Source organism: Zhongshania aliphaticivorans (genome assembly GCF_902705855.1).
In the GTDB taxonomy this organism is placed as follows: Bacteria; Pseudomonadota; Gammaproteobacteria; order Pseudomonadales; family Spongiibacteraceae; genus Spongiibacter; species Spongiibacter aliphaticivorans_B.
On the sequence record NZ_CACSIJ010000002.1, the window covers coordinates 88,659 to 106,275 of the forward strand.

The following is a 17,617-nucleotide window of genomic DNA, read 5'->3' on the forward strand; positions in this document are numbered from 1 at the left end:
TTAATAACTAGAAATATCTTAACGAAAATAATCCGGTTTACCCTGCATCCACAAATCACCCCATAACTGACCACCACCATCTAAGGTAAGCACTTCGCCGGTAATAAAACTACCACTGGGACCACCTAGATACACACAGGCTTGGGCAATATCCCAGGGTGTGCCAAAACGTTTCATTGGGTTGGATTTGTCGAATTCGCTCAACGCTTCTGGGCTGTATGCACCCATACCTTCGCTAAAGATGACACCGGGAGCAACGCAGTTAACGCGAATATTATATTCCGCCCATTCCACCGCCACGGTTTTAGAAAGATGAATAACACCGGCGCGAGCAGCACATGTATGTGCGCCGCCGCTCATACCGCGCGGCACCACCGCTACGATATTAACAATACTGCCCTGCTGCTTGCGGTCACGCCATTGGCGCGCCACATGTTGCATCATATACCAGCTGCCGTTGAGGTTATTATTTACTACCGCATCCCAGCCGTTCTTTGAAAAGTCGATGGCAGATTGAGGGAACTGACCACCGGCGTTATTCACTAAAACATCCAGACGACCAAACTCAGCAAAAATCTCTGCATACATCGCAGCAATGCCGTCGTAGTCTCGAATATCTTGAGTTTTATAACTAGCAGATAAACCTGCAGAGGTGAGCGCAGCAACTGTATCAATCAGCTTTTGCTCGGTGCGGCCGGTAATAATGACATGAGCGCCAAGGCGGGCGAAACACCACGCCGTGGCTTTACCAATACCACTACCACCACCGCTAACTAATACTACTTGGCCGTTAAAACCGCCTCCGCTAAATGGCAGCGGGGCCGTTGCAAAATCAGCGTCACTGGGAACCGTCATCGGCTTTGTCATTAATTTTACTCAGCCGATGACCATACCCTTAACGGAGTAGTTCACCAGCAATAATTAGTTTACGAACTTCGGTTGTACCGGCACCAATCTCTAACAACTTGGTCGCGCGGAACAAGCGGTTAATTTCAGATTCCCAAATATAACCGCTGCCACCATGTACTTGCACGCCGTCGTCGAGGACTTTGTTCAAGGTGTTGGCTACAAACATAATTGCCGCTGCCGTTAGCTTGTGAATCTCGCCACGACCGGCTTCGCCGTGAGCAACACCCTGGCAGGCAGACAGTGCACGGTAAGTCATCAACTTCATGGTTTCAACATTGGCGTACATATCGGCCAAGCGGCTTTGTACCATTTGGAAGCTCGCGATAGGCTTGCCAAATTGCTGACGGGTTTTTGCGTAATCTACCGACAATTCCAATGCCCGTTCAGCAATACCGACACAAATTGGATTAATCATGGCGCGTTCAAGATCCAGACCGCTCATGACAACGCGGTGGCCCTGACCTAATTCGCCCACAATATTTTCTGCAGGTACGCGGCACTCTTCAAAAACCAATTCCGCAGTTTGGCTGCCACGGAAACCCATTTTAGTGAGTTTCTGTGCAACTTTAAAACCGGGAAAATCTTTCTCAACCAAAAATGCGGTAATGCCTTTTGAGCCCGCGTCTTTTTCGGTTTTTGCATAAACCAACAACACATCGGCAACGGGGCCGTTAGTGATGTAAATTTTGCTGCCGTTCAACACGTAGTGATCGCCGTCTTGACGGGCAGTGGTACGCATAGAACCTAGCGCGTCGGAACCTGCACCAGGCTCAGTCAAACCCAAAGCGCCAATCTTGGTACCGGCGCAGACATCTGGCAGGTATTTCTTTTTCAGAAACTCGCTAGCGTTTGCGTAAATATTATTGGCAAACAAATTGTCGTGAACCACCCAACTCAAACCTAGCGCATGGTTCCAGCGCGAGAACGCCTGGGCGATAACGCCGCAAGACAAAAAGTCCATACCGGCACCGCCGTACTCAGGCGCAACGGTAACGCCCAGTAAACCGAGTTCGCCTAATTTTGGAAACAGCTCAGACGGCCACCACTCTTCGTTGTCCATACGTTCAGACAGCGGATACAGCATGTCACGCGCGATACGGTCAGCGTGATCGAGTAAACCTTGATGCTCTTCACCAAGTTCAAACATATTGCTCATGACTTTTTCCTCAATTCTTTCAATGCTGTTTAGACACGCAATACGCCGTAACGCGGATCTTCAATCGGTGCGTTCATTGCCGTGGCAATTGCCATGCCCAATGCATTGCGGGTGTCGGCCGGATCGATAATACCGTCATCCCAAATTAATGATGACGTGTAGTAGGCGCTACTTTGATGCTCGTAGTCGTCAGTCACATCGCTGTAAATTTTGGCGCGCTCCTCGTCGCTCAAGGTTTTACCTTCGCGCTCAAGTTGAGTGGTTTTAATGGTCGCCAAAGTTTTTGCTGCTTGCTCGCCACCCATTACCGAGATTTCGCTATTGGGCCAGCTGAACAAGAAGCGACTGTCAAAGGCACGACCACACATACCGTAGTTACCTGCGCCGTATGAACCATTGGTCATAATAGTGAACTTAGGCACTTCACTGCCCGCCTGCACCATAATCATTTTAGCGCCGTCTTTGGTAATACCTTCACGCTCGTATTCACGACCAACCATGTAGCCAGTAATGTTCTGCAAGAACACCAGCGGCGTTTTATTCTGATTACAAAGCTGTATAAAATGCGCTGCTTTTTTCGAGCTGTCGTTAAATAGAATACCGTTGTTACCGATAATGCCTACTTTATAACCCCAGATGTGCGCAAAGCCGCAGATCAGGGTTTTACCATAGGCAGGCTGGTATTCATGGAAACGGCTGCCATCGACTACACGGGCAATCACTTCCATCATGTCGAACTGAGTTTTGATATTGGCCGGGATAATGCCGTACAACTCTTTAGGGTCGTAATACGGTGCTTCCGGCGCTTGCTGCTGGGCATCCCATTTTTTCTTTTTGCTCCACTGGGCAACAATCTCGCGACCGATAGCAATGGCTTCTTCTTCGGTGTCTGCAGGGTAATCACAGGTGCCGCTCACCGAGGTGTGCATATCTGCACCGCCCAGCTCTTCAACCGTGACTTCTTCGCCGGTTGCCGCTTTAACTAATGGCGGCCCACCAAGGAATACTGCGCCGGTGCCGCGAACGATGACGCTGTAATCACTTAAGGCCGGTACATAAGCACCACCCGCGGTGCAGTGACCAAATACTAAGGACAACTGCTTGCAGCCCATCTTACTGAGGATGGCTTGGTTGCGGAAAATACGGCCCGCAAAATATTTGTCACCAAACAATTCAGACTGCAACGGCAAGAAACCACCGGCGCTGTCGCATAAGTGAATAACGGGTAGATGATTTTCAATGGCGATATCCATCGCGCGAACAATCTTTTTGATTGTCATTGGATACCACGCACCACCTTTTACGGTGCTATCGTTGGCGTGAATCAATACTTCACGACCGCAGACGATACCGATACCGGTTATGCAGCTTGCTGATGGCGAGTCGCCGTCATAATGCTCGCCAGCGGCTAAAGTAGAAAGCTCTAGAAATGGCGTGCCTGGATCAAGCAACATTTCCAAACGTTCGCGAGGCAGCATTTTACCTTGGCGCTCTAAACGGTCTAAATCCCGCTGAGGACGCTCGTGGCGAGCGGCGTTTTGGCGACGATGGAACTCGCCCAAACGCACTTCATTGGCTTTTAGGTTTTCTTGGTACTCTGGCGAGTTAACATTAACTCGCGATTGAATTCTACGCATGGCGATAGTCCAGCCGATATCAATGAATGTCTAAAAGGTTTAGTCGTCGCTTTCGATCTCAACAAGAACATCGTCCTTGTTGAACTCAGAACCTTCACTTACGTGTATACGCCCAACAACACCGTCACAGGCTGCCCTAACGGTCGATTGCAATTTCATGCTTTCGATAGTCAGCAATTTATCGCCTTCAACGACGATGTCGCCTTCGGCAACCAGCACTTCAACCACAACACCGGGCATTGGTGCGCTAATCGCACCCGCGCCAGCACTGGCGCCAGCAGCCGCAGCACGAGGGTCAATAGCCGTAACTTTGAAATAGTGGCCGGCCATTTTTAAGTAAATGTCGTCGCCGTCACGAGCCACCCAAGACTCATAACTGCGCCCGTCCAACGTTAAGGTGCAACGTCCTTCGCGACCGTGATCAAAAACAACGCGGCAATCCTGCTCGCCAATGGCCAAAATGAGTTCATCAGCCAAGCTGCGCGGCGCGACCTTAACTAGCTCTTCGCCAATTTTGAATGTGTATCTCAACTCAGTTTCTCCATTCTTTCATGAGGCGATAGGGATAAGGCACTTCATCCATCGCGGCCACAAATTGACGATCACTCAATGCTGCCGTCGCTAGTACAGCTGTTTGTAAATCTGCACTCAGCGCATCTGGCCCAAGATCGGCCGCGTGGTCTTTAATAAAACCGGTATTCGTCTCACCAGCAATAAACGCGGGGTGACGCAGCAGACGGCCAAGGTAATCTGAATTAGTCTCAACACCGAGCAATACAAACTGCTCTAGCGCCTCACCGGCACGGGCAATTGCCGCATCGCGATCTTCAGCGTGAACAATAAGCTTGGCGATCATAGAGTCAAAGGCGGTACCCACTTTTTGACCTTCGTAACTGCCACTGTCAAAACGCATGCCTTCGCCAACTGGCGGACGCAACATGAGAACCTTACCCGCAGCAGGCGCAAAGTCGTCGTCGGGAATTTCTGCGCAAATACGGCATTCAATAGCATGACCGACCTGCTTAATCTCTTCTTGGCTGTAGCTCAGGGGATGGCCCATGGCGATCCGCACTTGCTCCGCAACCAGATCAACACCAGTAACCATTTCGGTAATGGGGTGCTCTACCTGAATACGGGTATTCATTTCCAAGAAGTAGTAATCGCCATTGGGGGCGAAAATAAACTCGATGGTACCGGCACCGGTGTAGTTGGTTGCCTTGGCGATACCCACTGCTGATTCGCAAATATCTTTGCGCAGCTCTGGGGTAAGCGCAGGTGACGGCGTCTCTTCAATTACCTTTTGGAAACGGCGCTGAATAGAGCACTCGCGCTCCCACAAATGCACGCAATTGCCGTGCTCATCGCCTAATACCTGCACTTCGATATGGCGAGGGCTTTCGATGTAGCGCTCTGCGTATACACGCGGATCACCAAAGTAACGCTGGGCTTCTACTTTTGCTGTCGCAACGATGTCGCGCAGGCCATCGGCTTCGCGAACGATCTGCATACCTTTACCACCGCCGCCAGCAGAGGCTTTAATCAAAACTGGGAAGCCAATTTCGATAATACTGGCGATCAGCTTGTCTTCATCGCCATCATCAATAACCGAGGGCGCGATGGGGAAACCGCGTTCAGCAACAAAGTCGCGCGAGCCAATTTTGTCGCCCATCAAGTTCATCACTTCTGGGCGTGGGCCGATAAAACAAACACCGGCTTCATCTAGAGCACGCACAAACGCCGCGTTCTCAGCTAAAAACCCGTAACCCGGATGCACCGCATCAACACCATGCTTTTTGCACAACTCAACAATCTGCGGGATATCGAGATATGAACTGACCGGTGTATCACCAAAGACCTCAAAGGCCTCATCAGCAAAGCTAAGCGCTGGGCTTTCAATTTCTTGACGGTGATAAAGGACGGCAGACTGCAAGCCAAGATCCTTTAGCGTGCGCAAGATCCGCATCGCAATTTCGCCACGGTTGGCGACCAAAACTTTTTTAAAACTTCGTACAGCTGACATTGAATTTTCCAGTGTGCTTAGTTGACGACAATATTTATACAACACAATTGAGTACGACTCAATATAAACCTTAAATTAATCCAAACCCTAAATCAAATATGACTACTTATTACTAAAACCCTTACAAATCCATATAAAATACAGCATCACCCTCAAAACACTTATTTTATAATTCTCAATAAGGGCTAATATTCATTACATTGACAAGCAGAGCCACTGCGCCCTACGCAGTATCACAACTGCGCATCCAGCAACCCCGCCCAGAATAAAAAACCCCGCCTGTAACAGCGGGAAAGAATCGCACCTGGAAGGGCACTTGCCTCGAACCGTGCAGCATTTCTGCCTGCTGCACGAAAAATTCCAACCCAACAAAACCGCTATTGAGTACGGATTAATATAGTAACTAATGACCAATTCGTCAATAAGGGTGGCCAATAACTGCGGCATGATGGTAAGCACGACGACACAATTAACGCCCAAATATCGTCAGAAAAATCTCCGAAAAACTGCATATCACCTTGTTTTTAATGACTTTATTTGCGCAACACCCACAAAAAATCCAGCGCCGATACGAACCTAAATACGACCGAGGCCGGCACTCACCACAGGGGCAATATTGAGCTTTACTCAATTATAAGCTAAATTACGACCAAACCCTGCGAAAGGAAAGTACCGTGTTTAAAGAAAATACCCTAGAAGGCAAAGTTGCATTCATCTCTGGCGGCACCAGCGGCATAAACCTTGGTATCGCCAAATCCATGGCGAAGCTCGGCGCAAAAGTCAGTGTAATTGGTCGCGATCTAGAAAAAGCCAAAAAAGCGGCAGCAGAAATCAGTGCGGTTGGCCCACATGAAGCTCTAGCATTCAGCGCCGACGTGCGCGATTACGCCGCAGTGGATGGCGCCATTGTCGCTACCGTCGAGAAATTCGGCCCCCTCGATATCGTGGTTGCAGGCGCCGCGGGTAATTTCTTTGCGCCAGCGGTGGATATTAGCCCCAATGGCTTCAAGACCATTATCGATATCGACCTGATCGGCAGCTATCACGTATTTCGCGCCGCCTTTGATCACTGCACAAAGCCCGGTGCGCGCTTTATTGCTATTACTGCGCCGCAAGCGGTTAACCCAACGCCACTGCAAGCGCACGTGTGCGCAGCCAAAGCAGGCGTAAACGCGCTACTTAAAACATTAGCTATGGAATGGGGCCCCGCTGGCATATGCGTTAACGGTATTGCACCGGGGTTGACGGCAGAAACCGAGGGCCTTAAACGCTTATTTGCCACCGAACCCGCAGCAGGAAAAAAACTGGTCGATGCATTACCACTGCGCTACCTCGGCTCGGTCGATGACATTGGCGCCGCTGCCGTTTATTTAAGCAGTGATCTCGGCAAATACATCACCGGCACAATTCTAGATATCGATGGCGGCTACCAAATAGGTGACGCAACCGTCGACTGCCTGACCTCAAGCAAAAAGAGCTAAGGACTAAGTTATGATTGAAGTTAGCGATAACGGCTATGTACGCACAATTGCCCTAAACGACCCAGCGTCTTTTAACAGCATTACCGAAGAATCTGCCAACGCCCTGTTAGACGCGTTGCGCGCTGCCGTAGCCGACCCACAGGTTCGCGCAATATTACTCACCGGCAATGGCAAGTTTTTCTGCGCAGGTGGAAATCTTAAAAATTTCATGGCCCAAGAAGGACCACTGGACGACTATGTAAACCAAGCCATTGAAGACACTTACAACCCGCTAGCCGAATATATGATGTCGATGCCAATTCCCGTGGTATCCGCCATCAACGGCCCAGCCATCGGCGCCGGTGTTGGGCTTGGCCTGAATGCCGACATCGTTTTAGCGGCTAAATCTGCTTATTTTTCTCTACCATTTGTACCAAAGCTTGGCGTCGTACCCGACATGGGTTGCTCCTGGCTGGTTACTCGCGGCTTGAATTATAATCAGGCACTGGCACTGTTTTTAACCGGTGAAGCCTTATCCGCAGAGAACGCTGCGCGCGCAGGAATGATCTGGAAGTGTGTTGACGATGACGCGCTAATGACCGAAGCTTCGGCTCTCGCCGCAAACTTAGCCAAGCTATCTCCTGCGGCGATACGTAGAACAAAGCAAGCTCTGCGCTCAGCCTGTGAAAGCAACTTCGCATCACAGTTAAAATTAGAGCAACAATTACAAACAGCCAGCTTCGGTGGAAATGCCTTTCAGGAAGGCTTACGCTCATTTAAAGAGCGACGCGAAGCGGATTTTGTCGCACATGGGGATGACTAAAACACCCCCTAGCGATAACGCAGCCAAGAGATAAATACGTGATCACTAAAACAAAAAAACCAGGCACCCGCACACGCTTGTCACGGGAACATCGCGAAAAAGAAATCATCACAGCGGCTCGCATAGTTTTTATTTATCGCGGTTATGAGAACGCCACCATCGCTGAAATTGCCGACTCCGTCGGCGTCGTCGAGGGCACTGTGCTGCATTACTTTAAAAGCAAGCGCGCCCTGATGGTGAAAGTCATCGAAGACTTTTACCAAGACATTACGGCCACAATGGAAAGCGGTGTTGGTGCTATATCCGGCGCACAAAATAAGCTGCGATATATTATTCACACCCATATGTCGCTGCTACATAACAACAGCGATCTTTGTACCGTTATTCTTAATGAATCTCGCGGCTCACAAACTGAATTACTAGAAAAGGTTCATAACTTTAACCGCCGCTACAGCAATATTGTCATTAACGTTGTGCGCGAAGGTAAGCAAGCTGGCGAAATTGCAGAGTCGGCTTCGCCCACGCTTATTCGCAACGTCGTTTTTGGTGCAATTGAGCATTACCTGTGGGATATCGTTGCGGGAACTAAACGTGAAGACGCCGATGTCATTGCAGATCAATTGACACATTTGGTCTTCAACGGCATCGTCAGCAACACAGAAAATTCGCAAAGCGAAATTAACCACCTCATTACCAAACTCAATAAGCTGATCGACTAATAACACTTATATCAGGAGAAATTTATGAGCGACAATGTCACCCACAAAGGTCAATGTGCTTGCGGCGACTTTACCTACACTTGCGCCGGCGAGCCTGCCAGCGTGATGGCCTGTCACTGCCGCGACTGTCAATATGCCTCCGGTAGTGCCTTTGCCACCGTAGCATTCTTTCCAGCGGCAAGCTGCGAAATGTCTGGATCAAGCAAGGTATACACCGTTAAAGGCGATGCTGGCATGACCGTAAATCGTCATTTCTGCGGCAACTGCGGCACCCCGCTTTATTCTGTATTATCAGAAATGCCAGATATGCTTTTTATTAAAGTCGGCTCACTCAACCAACCCGCATCCGTTAAACTTCAAGGGCATATGTGGTGCGCCTCTAAGGTGCCTTGGTTAAAACTAAATGACGGCTTGATGGAATTACCCGGTAACCCACCGCTATAATTTATTTTTTAATATTTAAAGTCATAAAAAAACCGCCAATTGGCGGTTTTTTTATGACTTACTAAGGGAGTCAAAGGTCTACATAAAGACAACCGTGCTCTCATGCTTCGCTTCAATTTGAGCATTAAAGTGCGCAATGATACTTTTACGCTTGAGCTTCATTGTGGGTGTTAACAAGCCATTCATAATCGTCCACTCTGGCGTAATAACAATGTGGTTCACACGTTCGTATGCAGCATGAGTCGAGTTAATACGCTCAAGCGACGCCTCCAAGCTTGCTGCCAAATCTTCAGGTGACAGCGCTTTGCCCAGCTCAGATAAGGTCGCCAGTAATATGGGTTGATCAAGACCATGACCACAAATACAAACTTGCTCTAGTTCAATAAGCGAACCGAAATCATCCTCAAGTTTGATCGGCTGTATAAACTTACCCTTGGTGGTTTTAAATACTTCGCTGATACGACCCGTAATCCAAAGATTGCCATTGTCATCGACCTTGCCAGTATCGCCAGTGTGATACCAACCATCAACCAGAGCTTCGGCAGTCTTCTCAGGATTTTTATAGTACCCGGTCATCAGACCATCACTTTTAAAACACACCTCCTCGTCATCAGTGATTTTAATTTGCACGCCGTTCAGCGGAATACCAACACAGCCGGCTTGTGGACGCTCGTCAGACAACCAGAAGGTACCGTCGCAGAAGTTCTCTGTCATTGAGTAGCCTTCGCGCAACACCACACCCATATCAATAAACCAGTTCTGCACGTCGCGTGGGCAAGGAGCGGAGCCGGTCAAAATCATGCGCGCTTGATTTAGGCCAAGCTGCTTTCTAACTTGTTCTTTCTGTTCTTCACCAAATCCAGCCTGAACCTCCGGCGGTATTTTGGCATCGATGGCGGCTTTAAATTTCACCCAGAGGCGAGGCACCGAAAAGAAGAAGGTTGGCTCAACATCACGCAGTTCCGCCGCAAATGTTTCCAAACCTTCAGAGAAAGAAATAATACCATTGCAATACAGGGCGTTCATTTCAACAATACAACGCTCCGCTGCATGGGACAAAGGCAAGTAAGACATCAGGCGCTCGCGCTCTGGGCCACCACCTATTTTCCAATCTTTTTGCATGCGCGGCAAAATGCGCCCCGGCGTGCCGTGAACATGCATCACGCCCTTTGGATTACCCGTTGTGCCAGAGGTATACAGAATCGTCATTAAGGCTTCTGTATTAGGCACAGGTGACGCTGTCATTGGCTCATGACTAGCGACAATGACATCAATGTCCGTCTCTACGTCGCAACCACAACCTAATATTCCAACGCGTTTAATGTCTGCGGGTAATACCTCGTCGGCTTGGCTAGCAATATCAAACTGGCCCAAGAAAATCATTCGACTTTCACTATGCTCCAAAATATAACGCGACGACGGTGCATCTTGGCCGGGGTACAAAGGCACGCTGACGTGGCCGCTGAGCATAATAGCGAAATCCACCGCTATCCAATCTGCACAGTTCTTTGCGAATATAGAAATACGACTGCCCGGCTCATAGCCTTGAGCAGAAATATATGTCGCTAGGCGACGTGCACGATCAGCAAGCTGCGCCCAGGTAAACTCAGTCCACTGTAGTTCTTTTGGCTGACGCAAAAATACTTGATCCGCCGCAACAGATTCCCAGTGATAGAACATTTCCAATGGTGTTTTTATCGTTTCGCTCATTACTCAGTACTCCGGCAGATCATTATTGTTGATTAAGCCAAGCCTACACTTGGCCATTATTCAAGGCTATTGAAACAGCTCACCAGCATCGGCTTTATCGATAGCTATTTGAGGCGGTGCAAAGCGCTTACCGTATTTGCTTTCCAACTCTCGGCAACGCTCAACAAAGCGCGGCAAACCATAGGTATTAACAAACTGCAGATAACCACCCGTCCATGTTGGCGCGCCGATACCCATTATCGACCCAATATTCCCGTCAGCCACCGTTCTTAGCACGCCAGTTTCCAAGCACACTAGGCTTTCAATCACTGGCCGGAACAATAGACGATCACGAATATCTTGATCACTCACAGCACTATCGGTGTCCGCATTAAAATATAGCTCACGCAAACCGCTCCAGATTTGTTTACCCGCATCGCTGTATTCATAATAGCCGCCGCCGTGAACACGCCCACCACGCTTGTGCTCGCTTAACAAGCAGCGCATTAAAGCGGTACCTTCTGGCGTAGGATCATCTTCAGCTTTGCGCAGACCCATACTGATTTGAGCATCAATAATATCTAAAGACAACTTTTGGCTAACTTCATCTTGCAAGGCCAAGGGCCCAACCGGCCAGCCCACAGATTTACCTACTGACTCAACACGCACCGCATTCACGCCTTCCGCCATTAGCTGAGCGGCTTCCTGTATTGGTGTGCTGATGGTGCGTGAGGTGTAAAAACCCGGTGAATCGTTAACAACGATCGGGGTTTTCTTCAATTGGCGGGTCAAATCAAAGGCTTTAGCTAAAGTCTCTTCACTGGTTTCTTTACCACAAATAATTTCTACCAGCGGCATTCTGTCTACTGGCGAAAAGAAATGCATGCCGATGAAATTCGCGGGCTTACTGCTTGCACTCGACAACGACGTAATGGGTAATGTTGAGGTGTTAGATGCCCACACGCCTCCTTCTGCCAAGCAAGATTCCGTAGACTTCGTGAGAGAGTGCTTAAGCTCAACATTCTCAAATACCGCCTCAATAATAAAATCACAGCCCTGTAAATCGTCATTGCTAATACTAGGGGTAATACGAGCCAACACCTCGATTGCCGCGGCCTCGGTCATCCGACCTTTTTGAACCAACTTAGCCAAACCTTTTTCTGAATAGGCCTTGGCCTTCTCAGCAGATTCGATGGTCACGTCTTTAATAACAACATTAATGCCGACCATTGCAGCAGACATGGCAATACCCTGCCCCATCATACCGCCGCCCAAAATACCCAAACGCGATACCGTATTTTTTTCAAAACCCGTTGGCCGACTTTGACCGCCAGCAACTTGGTTCATTTGGAAGAAAAACGCATTGATCATGTTCTTCGCTTCTGGCGTTGTTACCAGCTGTGAGAACTGACGGCTTTCTATACGTAGAGCGGTATCTAAATCAACCCGCAGAGTTTCTACCATGATATCTAGGATCATTGCAGGTGCGGGCAACAAGCCGCGAGTTTTCTTTTGCAAGCCTGCAGCCGCAAACACGATGCCTTGACGGATAAGTGGGTTTTCTTCACCACCACCCGGAATTTTGAAGCCTTTCACATCCCAAGGCTGTACTGCATTATCGGGGTTAGCCAATATCCACGCCTTAGCACGCGGTAATAATTCTTCCGGTGTGGCCACCGTTTCGTGAATCAATCCCGCTGCAAGCGCAGGTGCAGCGCCCAATTTTTTGCCATCAATTAAAAATGGAAACGCTTTTTCAAAACCGAGCAAAGATGTTAAACGAACAACACCGCCGCCGCCGGGCAGCAAACCTAGACCTACTTCAGGAAGGCCAAGCAGCACTGCACGCGAATCTACCGCAAGGCGATAATTACAGCATAAACAAACTTCTAAACCGCCGCCAAGCGCCGCGCCGTTTATTGCCGCAACAACAGGTACAGGCAATTTTTCTATTTGTCTCAGCAGCGCTTTAATTCCCTCGGTACGCACAAAAACACCGTGCTCTTCACCCGGCTGTGCCGCCACCAAATCATTCAGGTCACCACCGGCAATAAAGGTTTTCTTAGCCGAGGTAATCACAACACCAGCCAAATCTGCTTCGGCCTTGAGTTTGTCTAGTGTGCTGCGCATTGCGTCGATAAACTCATCATTTATCGCATTGACGCTGCCACGCATATCCATAGTAACGGTAACAATGTTACTGCCGTCTTTTTCGTACTTAAAAGAATCTGTCATACCGAATTGTCCTGTTTGTTCTGAACACCACACTGAAACGCCAGCGGTTTAGGTCTTGGGCCGGATTTCCACCGGTACTCGCAAACAACAATCGTTGCTTTAAACCCGTTCAATAATCGTTGCTATACCCATACCGCCACCCACACATAGGGCGACTAAACCGCGCTTCAAGTCGCGGCGCTCTAGCTCGTCTAAAATCGTGCCGATTAGCATGCCGCCGGTCGCACCTAGCGGGTGTCCCATTGCAATAGCGCCGCCGTTCACATTGGTAATGCTGTCATCAATGCCAAGGTCTTTCATAAAGCGCAGCGCTACCGATGCAAACGCTTCGTTAATTTCCCATAAATCAATATCAGCGACTTCCAAGCCTGCTTTCTTAAGGCATTTCAATGCCGCAGGCCCCGGACCAGTAAGCATAATAACGGGGTCAGTAGAGGTCACAGCGGTCGCCACAATGCGCGCACGCGGGGTTAAACCCAGCTCTTTGCCAATTTCTTCGCTGCCGATTAATACCGCGCTCGCACCGTCAACAATCCCTGAGGAATTCGCCGCCGTATGAACGTGATTAATTTGCTCTACCGCGGTGTATTTAGATAAGGCCATGTCATCCATGCCGGCCTTGCCAAGCGCCTCAAATGACGGACGCAAACCACCGAGAGATTCGACCGTGCTATCTGGCTTGATGAAGTCATCCTGCGCCAGAATGACCGAGCCACTCGCATCCACTACCGACACGACAGATTTAAAATAACCGTTGTCGCGCGCAAAACTAGCGCGCTTCTGTGACAGCACCGCGTATTCATCAACGGCTTTGCGATCCCAACCTTCAATGGTTGCAATCAGATCTGCGCCCACACCTTGCGGTACCGCTTTCTGACCAAGAATAAATTCAGGGTCAGAGAACATGACGCCGCCGTTGCTGCCCATTTGCACCCGTGACATGCATTCGACGCCGCCAGCAACAATCAAATCATCCCAGCCCGACGCGATTTTCTGTGCCGCGGTGTTCACCGCCTCTAGGCCAGATGCGCAAAAGCGATCTAGCTGTAAGCCTGCAACCGCTTCATCCCAGCCTGCAAATTGGGCTGCTGCCTTACCAATATTGCTACCTTGCTGGGCAATGGGTGTTACACAACCCAATAAAACATCATCGACACGGCTGGTATCTAGCTTGTGACGCTGCTGAATTTCTTTAAGTAATCCCGCGATTAACGCAACGGGTTTTACTTCGCTTAAGGAACCGCCCGCTTTGCCTTTACTACGTGGAGTACGGATGGCTTCATAAATATATGCTGCTTTGGTCACGACATACCTCGCGTTCGCCTTGCTGTGAATCAAAGGTGGGCCAAAATTAGGGTAAAACTGGCCCGGTGCCGCAGTTTGAGAGATAGGGAGGATTGATACAATGATCATAAAATGACACAAAAATTACCATTAGAATGCATAAATTATTATATAATCGTTTTCTATGGGTAATTTTGACTCTTTAACAATCGCCATCGCCACCGTCAGCAGCAGCTTAACGGGCGCCGCCGAACAGGGCGTAAACGTCCTCGCCCTGCTCCGCAAATGCGGTATAGACCCGCGCCTGCTCAACTCACCGCAGGCACGTATTCCAGTGCGCCAGTTTATTAAACTGTGCCGACTTAGCAGCGGCCGCCTTAACGACGAGCAATACGGCTTATTAGAAAAACCCCAGCGCCTAGGCACTTACCGCGCTATTGCTATCAATGTCGTTCACGCCAAAAATCTCGGCGACGCCTTGAACCGCTACGCCGAATTCAGCAATCTATTTGAAAACAGTTTTGAATTTCAACTTAAAACCAAGGCGCGTCGCGCGGAATTTATTATTCGCCGCCGCCCGCACATGGCGGTACATAATAACTTCGCGGTTGAATCAGCATTAATGATTGCGCACCGCTTTAGCAGCTGGCTAATCAACGAGCGAATCGCATTGCAGGGCGTACATATCGATTACCCAAGCCCACCTTTTCATGAGTACAACTACCTTTTCTACGGCGCGCCGATCTTAAGCAAGCAAGATCATTCCGCTATTGAGTTCGATGTCGCTTATTTAGAACGACCCGTTGTGCAAAACGAGGTTCACCTAGAGAGTTATTTGCAAAATGCACCGGCGAAGCTGTACCTACCTCTGGATGAAAGTGGGCAACTATCATTACAAGTACGAAAAATTTTAAGCGACTTGCCGGACTCGCTAAGCTCAAATACCGCACTTAGCGACACCAGCAAAGTACTCGGCGTTAGTAGCGACACTTTACGGCGACGACTAAAGCGCGAAGGCACAAACTTCCAAGCTATTCGAGCCAATATCCGCCGCGAGCTGGCAATCCATTACTTAGCTTCCAGTACCGAAACCATCGAAAGCATCGCCTATAAAACCGGTTATACCGAGCCCGGCGCGTTCATTCGTGCGTTTAAAAACTGGACTGGATACACCCCACTGAAATTCAGAAAACAGCTAGAACACTAATCGCAAGCATACTATATCCCGCCCTCAGATTTATTGACTTGAATATCATTAAATGCCAACATCCGAGCCCAATGGGCTGGCTAACCACACGCGATTCGCTGCATTTCGACCGACAATAAATTAGATAGTAATAATCTAAATCGCCGCTACAGCTCTAACTCATTTGTATGTTCCACAACATTTTGGCAGCACAAAACCATTCTTTTTTATTATTGACACCCACCCTCAACGCCGAGGACAGCGAATATGAACAGCGCCCTACTGACCGAAGAAACACCCGCTAGCGACTTCCAACAAATTCAAAAAATCGTTGAACTTCAACGTAATAGTTTTATTCAAGATGGCTACCCAAGTGCCAAAACTCGCATTGATCGTCTAGATCGCCTTATCGCGATGCTGCGCAACAACAAGCAAAAGCTAGCAGCCACATTAAAAAGTGACTACAGCGCGCGGTCACATTTTGACAGCGTTGTTTTTGATATTTTAGTGCCCATAGAAAGCCTCAAATACTGCCGCAAGAATACCGCAAAGTGGATGAAGCCAGAAAAACGTGGCGCCAAGTTCCCGCTGAATTTACTGGGTGCAGATGCCCATGTGTTCTATCAACCTATGGGCGTGGTCGGCATTGTCGCGCCATGGAACTTCCCCATTCAGCTCACATTCTCGCCACTGGGCAACGCTATTTCTGCCGGCAACCGCGCCATTATAAAACCTTCTGAACTCACTCCAGCAACATCGGCTTTATTAGAAGAGCTATTCAAAGCCGACTTTGGGCCGGAAGAGATTAGCGTTGTAAATGGTGGCCCTGACGTTGCAGCGGCCTTTACCGCACAGGCTTTTGATCATTTGGTATTCACTGGCGCGCCGTCGGTTGCCAAACACGTTATGCGTGCCGCCGCTGAAAATCTAGTTCCACTAACACTTGAACTCGGCGGCAAATGCCCGGTTATTATCGGCGAGGGTGCAGATTTAAAATCCGCTGTTGAGCGTATTTTTACTTTTAAAACCATGAACGCCGGACAAATCTGTCTCGCACCTGACTACACCTTTGTTCAGGCTGAAGTCTTACCACAGTTTATAGAATTAGCTAAAAAATTCGTCGCCGACAACTTTGGCACCTTGGCCGACAACGACGACTACGGCTCCATCATTAACGAACGTCATCGCGCTCGCATCGCCGGCTATATTCAAGAAGCAATGGATAAAGGCTTCCAAACTATCCCACTCAGCGACGATATTGGTTTAGACAAACTCGCCCATAATCACAAGCTCGCCCCAACTCTTGTGATCGACCCCTCTGATGACTGCAAAATTATGAGCGATGAGATTTTTGGGCCGGCAATGCCGATAAAGACGTATACCAACATCAACGACGTCGCCAGCCATATCAACCGAGGCGAGCGCCCACTGGCGCTGTATTATTTTGGCAAATCAAAATCAGAAATTAATCTATTAAAAACCAATACCACCTCTGGCGGCATGGTTGTCAACGATATTGCGGCTCACGTTCTGCAAGACACCATGCCTTTGGGCGGTGTTGGTCACAGCGGCATGGGGTCTTACCACGGCTTCGACGGTTTCCGTCAGCTAAGCCACGGCAAAGGATTTTACAAGCAAGGTATGCTGAGCTTAACGCCGTTCTTTAAGGCGCCGCACACCGACAAGATGCTGGCGTTGCTTGAAAAGATGATGGGTTAAAAATTCGCTAACACCTTAAGAGATCACAATATGAACATTGAACCGTTTATTATAAATATCGACCAAGCGCAATTAGATGACTTGGCGTCGCGTTTAAAAAACGCCCGCATCGTCCCTGACTTCGGCAACAGCAATTGGGAATATGGCACCAACACCGCTTACTTACTACCTAGGCGGCAGCAAAGGATACAGTCGCTTCTTTAAAAAAGGATTTTACGAGCTTCTTGTTTCGTCGAATTTTCTCTAAATCCACTATCGCTCGATTTTTAAGCGACTCGCCTTTCTTAAGAGGCTTTTTCGATGTACCCATATTTCTCATCTGGTTCCAAACCAGTT

The 17,617-nt window shown here is 48.9% G+C and carries 15 protein-coding genes; 7 read left to right on the forward strand and 8 right to left on the reverse strand.

All coding sequences use genetic code 11. The annotated features are described in order from the left end of the window. Positions 1-18: 18 nt before the first annotated feature. From GVJ32_RS03665 to GVJ32_RS03685, 5 genes are read right to left on the reverse strand one after another with little or no spacing between them, the layout of a single operon-like run. Positions 19-855, reverse strand: coding sequence for an SDR family oxidoreductase (locus GVJ32_RS03665; RefSeq protein WP_235035033.1), 837 nt, complete (start codon positions 853-855; stop codon positions 19-21). 40 nt (positions 856-895) lie between these two features. Continuing rightward, the gene (locus GVJ32_RS03670; protein ID WP_159238706.1) at positions 896-2,065 is read right to left on the reverse strand and encodes an acyl-CoA dehydrogenase family protein; all 1,170 of its coding nucleotides are present in this window, start codon (positions 2,063-2,065) and stop codon (positions 896-898) included. Between the two features lie 29 nt (positions 2,066-2,094). Further along, the gene (locus GVJ32_RS03675; RefSeq protein WP_159238707.1) at positions 2,095-3,702 is read right to left on the reverse strand and encodes an acyl-CoA carboxylase subunit beta; all 1,608 of its coding nucleotides are present in this window, start codon (positions 3,700-3,702) and stop codon (positions 2,095-2,097) included. 39 nt (positions 3,703-3,741) lie between these two features. Then, the gene (locus GVJ32_RS03680) at positions 3,742-4,233 is read right to left on the reverse strand and encodes an acetyl-CoA carboxylase biotin carboxyl carrier protein subunit (protein ID WP_159238708.1); all 492 of its coding nucleotides are present in this window, start codon (positions 4,231-4,233) and stop codon (positions 3,742-3,744) included. A gap of 1 nt (position 4,234) precedes the next feature. Further along, the gene (locus GVJ32_RS03685) at positions 4,235-5,722 is read right to left on the reverse strand and encodes an acetyl-CoA carboxylase biotin carboxylase subunit (RefSeq protein WP_159238709.1); all 1,488 of its coding nucleotides are present in this window, start codon (positions 5,720-5,722) and stop codon (positions 4,235-4,237) included. A 674-nt stretch (positions 5,723-6,396) separates the two neighbouring features. On the opposite strand from GVJ32_RS03685, the gene GVJ32_RS03690 reads away from it, so the two are divergent. The 4 genes from GVJ32_RS03690 to GVJ32_RS03705 are packed head-to-tail and all read left to right on the forward strand — an operon-like array spanning position 6,397 to position 9,168. Then, positions 6,397-7,203 (forward strand): SDR family oxidoreductase, encoded by an 807-nt coding sequence (locus tag GVJ32_RS03690; protein WP_159238710.1) that lies wholly within the window; start codon positions 6,397-6,399, stop codon positions 7,201-7,203. A gap of 10 nt (positions 7,204-7,213) precedes the next feature. After that, on the forward strand, positions 7,214-8,005 hold the full coding sequence (locus tag GVJ32_RS03695; RefSeq protein WP_159238711.1) for an enoyl-CoA hydratase/isomerase family protein: 792 nt from the start codon (positions 7,214-7,216) through the stop codon (positions 8,003-8,005). A gap of 38 nt (positions 8,006-8,043) precedes the next feature. After that, complete coding sequence (locus tag GVJ32_RS03700; RefSeq protein ID WP_159238712.1) at positions 8,044-8,724, forward strand: TetR/AcrR family transcriptional regulator; 681 nt, start codon at positions 8,044-8,046, stop codon at positions 8,722-8,724. A gap of 24 nt (positions 8,725-8,748) precedes the next feature. After that, entirely contained in the window at positions 8,749-9,168 is a 420-nt protein-coding gene (locus tag GVJ32_RS03705; protein WP_159238713.1) for a GFA family protein, read from the forward strand. A gap of 78 nt (positions 9,169-9,246) precedes the next feature. On the opposite strand, the gene GVJ32_RS03710 is transcribed toward GVJ32_RS03705, so the two are convergent. The 3 genes from GVJ32_RS03710 to GVJ32_RS03720 all read right to left on the reverse strand — a co-directional run bounded on the left by GVJ32_RS03710 (position 9,247) and on the right by GVJ32_RS03720 (position 14,397). After that, complete coding sequence (locus GVJ32_RS03710; protein WP_159238714.1) at positions 9,247-10,878, reverse strand: AMP-binding protein; 1,632 nt, start codon at positions 10,876-10,878, stop codon at positions 9,247-9,249. A gap of 66 nt (positions 10,879-10,944) precedes the next feature. Next, entirely contained in the window at positions 10,945-13,092 is a 2,148-nt protein-coding gene (locus tag GVJ32_RS03715; protein ID WP_159238715.1) for a 3-hydroxyacyl-CoA dehydrogenase NAD-binding domain-containing protein, read from the reverse strand. 99 nt (positions 13,093-13,191) lie between these two features. Beyond that, the gene (locus GVJ32_RS03720; RefSeq protein WP_159238716.1) at positions 13,192-14,397 is read right to left on the reverse strand and encodes an acetyl-CoA C-acetyltransferase; all 1,206 of its coding nucleotides are present in this window, start codon (positions 14,395-14,397) and stop codon (positions 13,192-13,194) included. Positions 14,398-14,560: 163 nt separating this feature from the next. Here GVJ32_RS03720 and GVJ32_RS03725 point away from each other — a divergent pair, with 163 nt between their 5' ends. The 3 genes from GVJ32_RS03725 (at position 14,561) to GVJ32_RS03735 (ending at position 17,485) form a co-directional block, all read left to right on the forward strand. Beyond that, entirely contained in the window at positions 14,561-15,583 is a 1,023-nt protein-coding gene (locus GVJ32_RS03725) for an AraC family transcriptional regulator (protein ID WP_159238717.1), read from the forward strand. Between the two features lie 246 nt (positions 15,584-15,829). Beyond that, on the forward strand, positions 15,830-17,281 hold the full coding sequence (locus GVJ32_RS03730) for a coniferyl aldehyde dehydrogenase (protein ID WP_159238718.1): 1,452 nt from the start codon (positions 15,830-15,832) through the stop codon (positions 17,279-17,281). Between the two features lie 30 nt (positions 17,282-17,311). After that, on the forward strand, positions 17,312-17,485 hold the full coding sequence (locus GVJ32_RS03735; RefSeq protein ID WP_159238719.1) for an epoxide hydrolase N-terminal domain-containing protein: 174 nt from the start codon (positions 17,312-17,314) through the stop codon (positions 17,483-17,485). Positions 17,486-17,617 lie beyond the last annotated feature (132 nt).

Bases quoted from the DNA above. Each gene is read 5' to 3' on its own strand.
- GVJ32_RS03665 (WP_235035033.1), bottom strand. From the start codon at position 855: ATGACGGTTCCCAGTGACGCTGATTTTGCAACGGCCCCGCTGCCATTT.
- GVJ32_RS03670 (WP_159238706.1), bottom strand. From the start codon at position 2,065: ATGAGCAATATGTTTGAACTTGGTGAAGAGCATCAAGGTTTACTCGAT.
- GVJ32_RS03675 (WP_159238707.1), bottom strand. From the start codon at position 3,702: ATGCGTAGAATTCAATCGCGAGTTAATGTTAACTCGCCAGAGTACCAA.
- GVJ32_RS03685 (WP_159238709.1), bottom strand. From the start codon at position 5,722: ATGTCAGCTGTACGAAGTTTTAAAAAAGTTTTGGTCGCCAACCGTGGC.
- GVJ32_RS03695 (WP_159238711.1), top strand. From the start codon at position 7,214: ATGATTGAAGTTAGCGATAACGGCTATGTACGCACAATTGCCCTAAAC.
- GVJ32_RS03705 (WP_159238713.1), top strand. From the start codon at position 8,749: ATGAGCGACAATGTCACCCACAAAGGTCAATGTGCTTGCGGCGACTTT.
- GVJ32_RS03710 (WP_159238714.1), bottom strand. From the start codon at position 10,878: ATGAGCGAAACGATAAAAACACCATTGGAAATGTTCTATCACTGGGAA.
- GVJ32_RS03715 (WP_159238715.1), bottom strand. From the start codon at position 13,092: ATGACAGATTCTTTTAAGTACGAAAAAGACGGCAGTAACATTGTTACC.
- GVJ32_RS03725 (WP_159238717.1), top strand. From the start codon at position 14,561: ATGGGTAATTTTGACTCTTTAACAATCGCCATCGCCACCGTCAGCAGC.
- GVJ32_RS03730 (WP_159238718.1), top strand. From the start codon at position 15,830: ATGAACAGCGCCCTACTGACCGAAGAAACACCCGCTAGCGACTTCCAA.
- GVJ32_RS03735 (WP_159238719.1), top strand. From the start codon at position 17,312: ATGAACATTGAACCGTTTATTATAAATATCGACCAAGCGCAATTAGAT.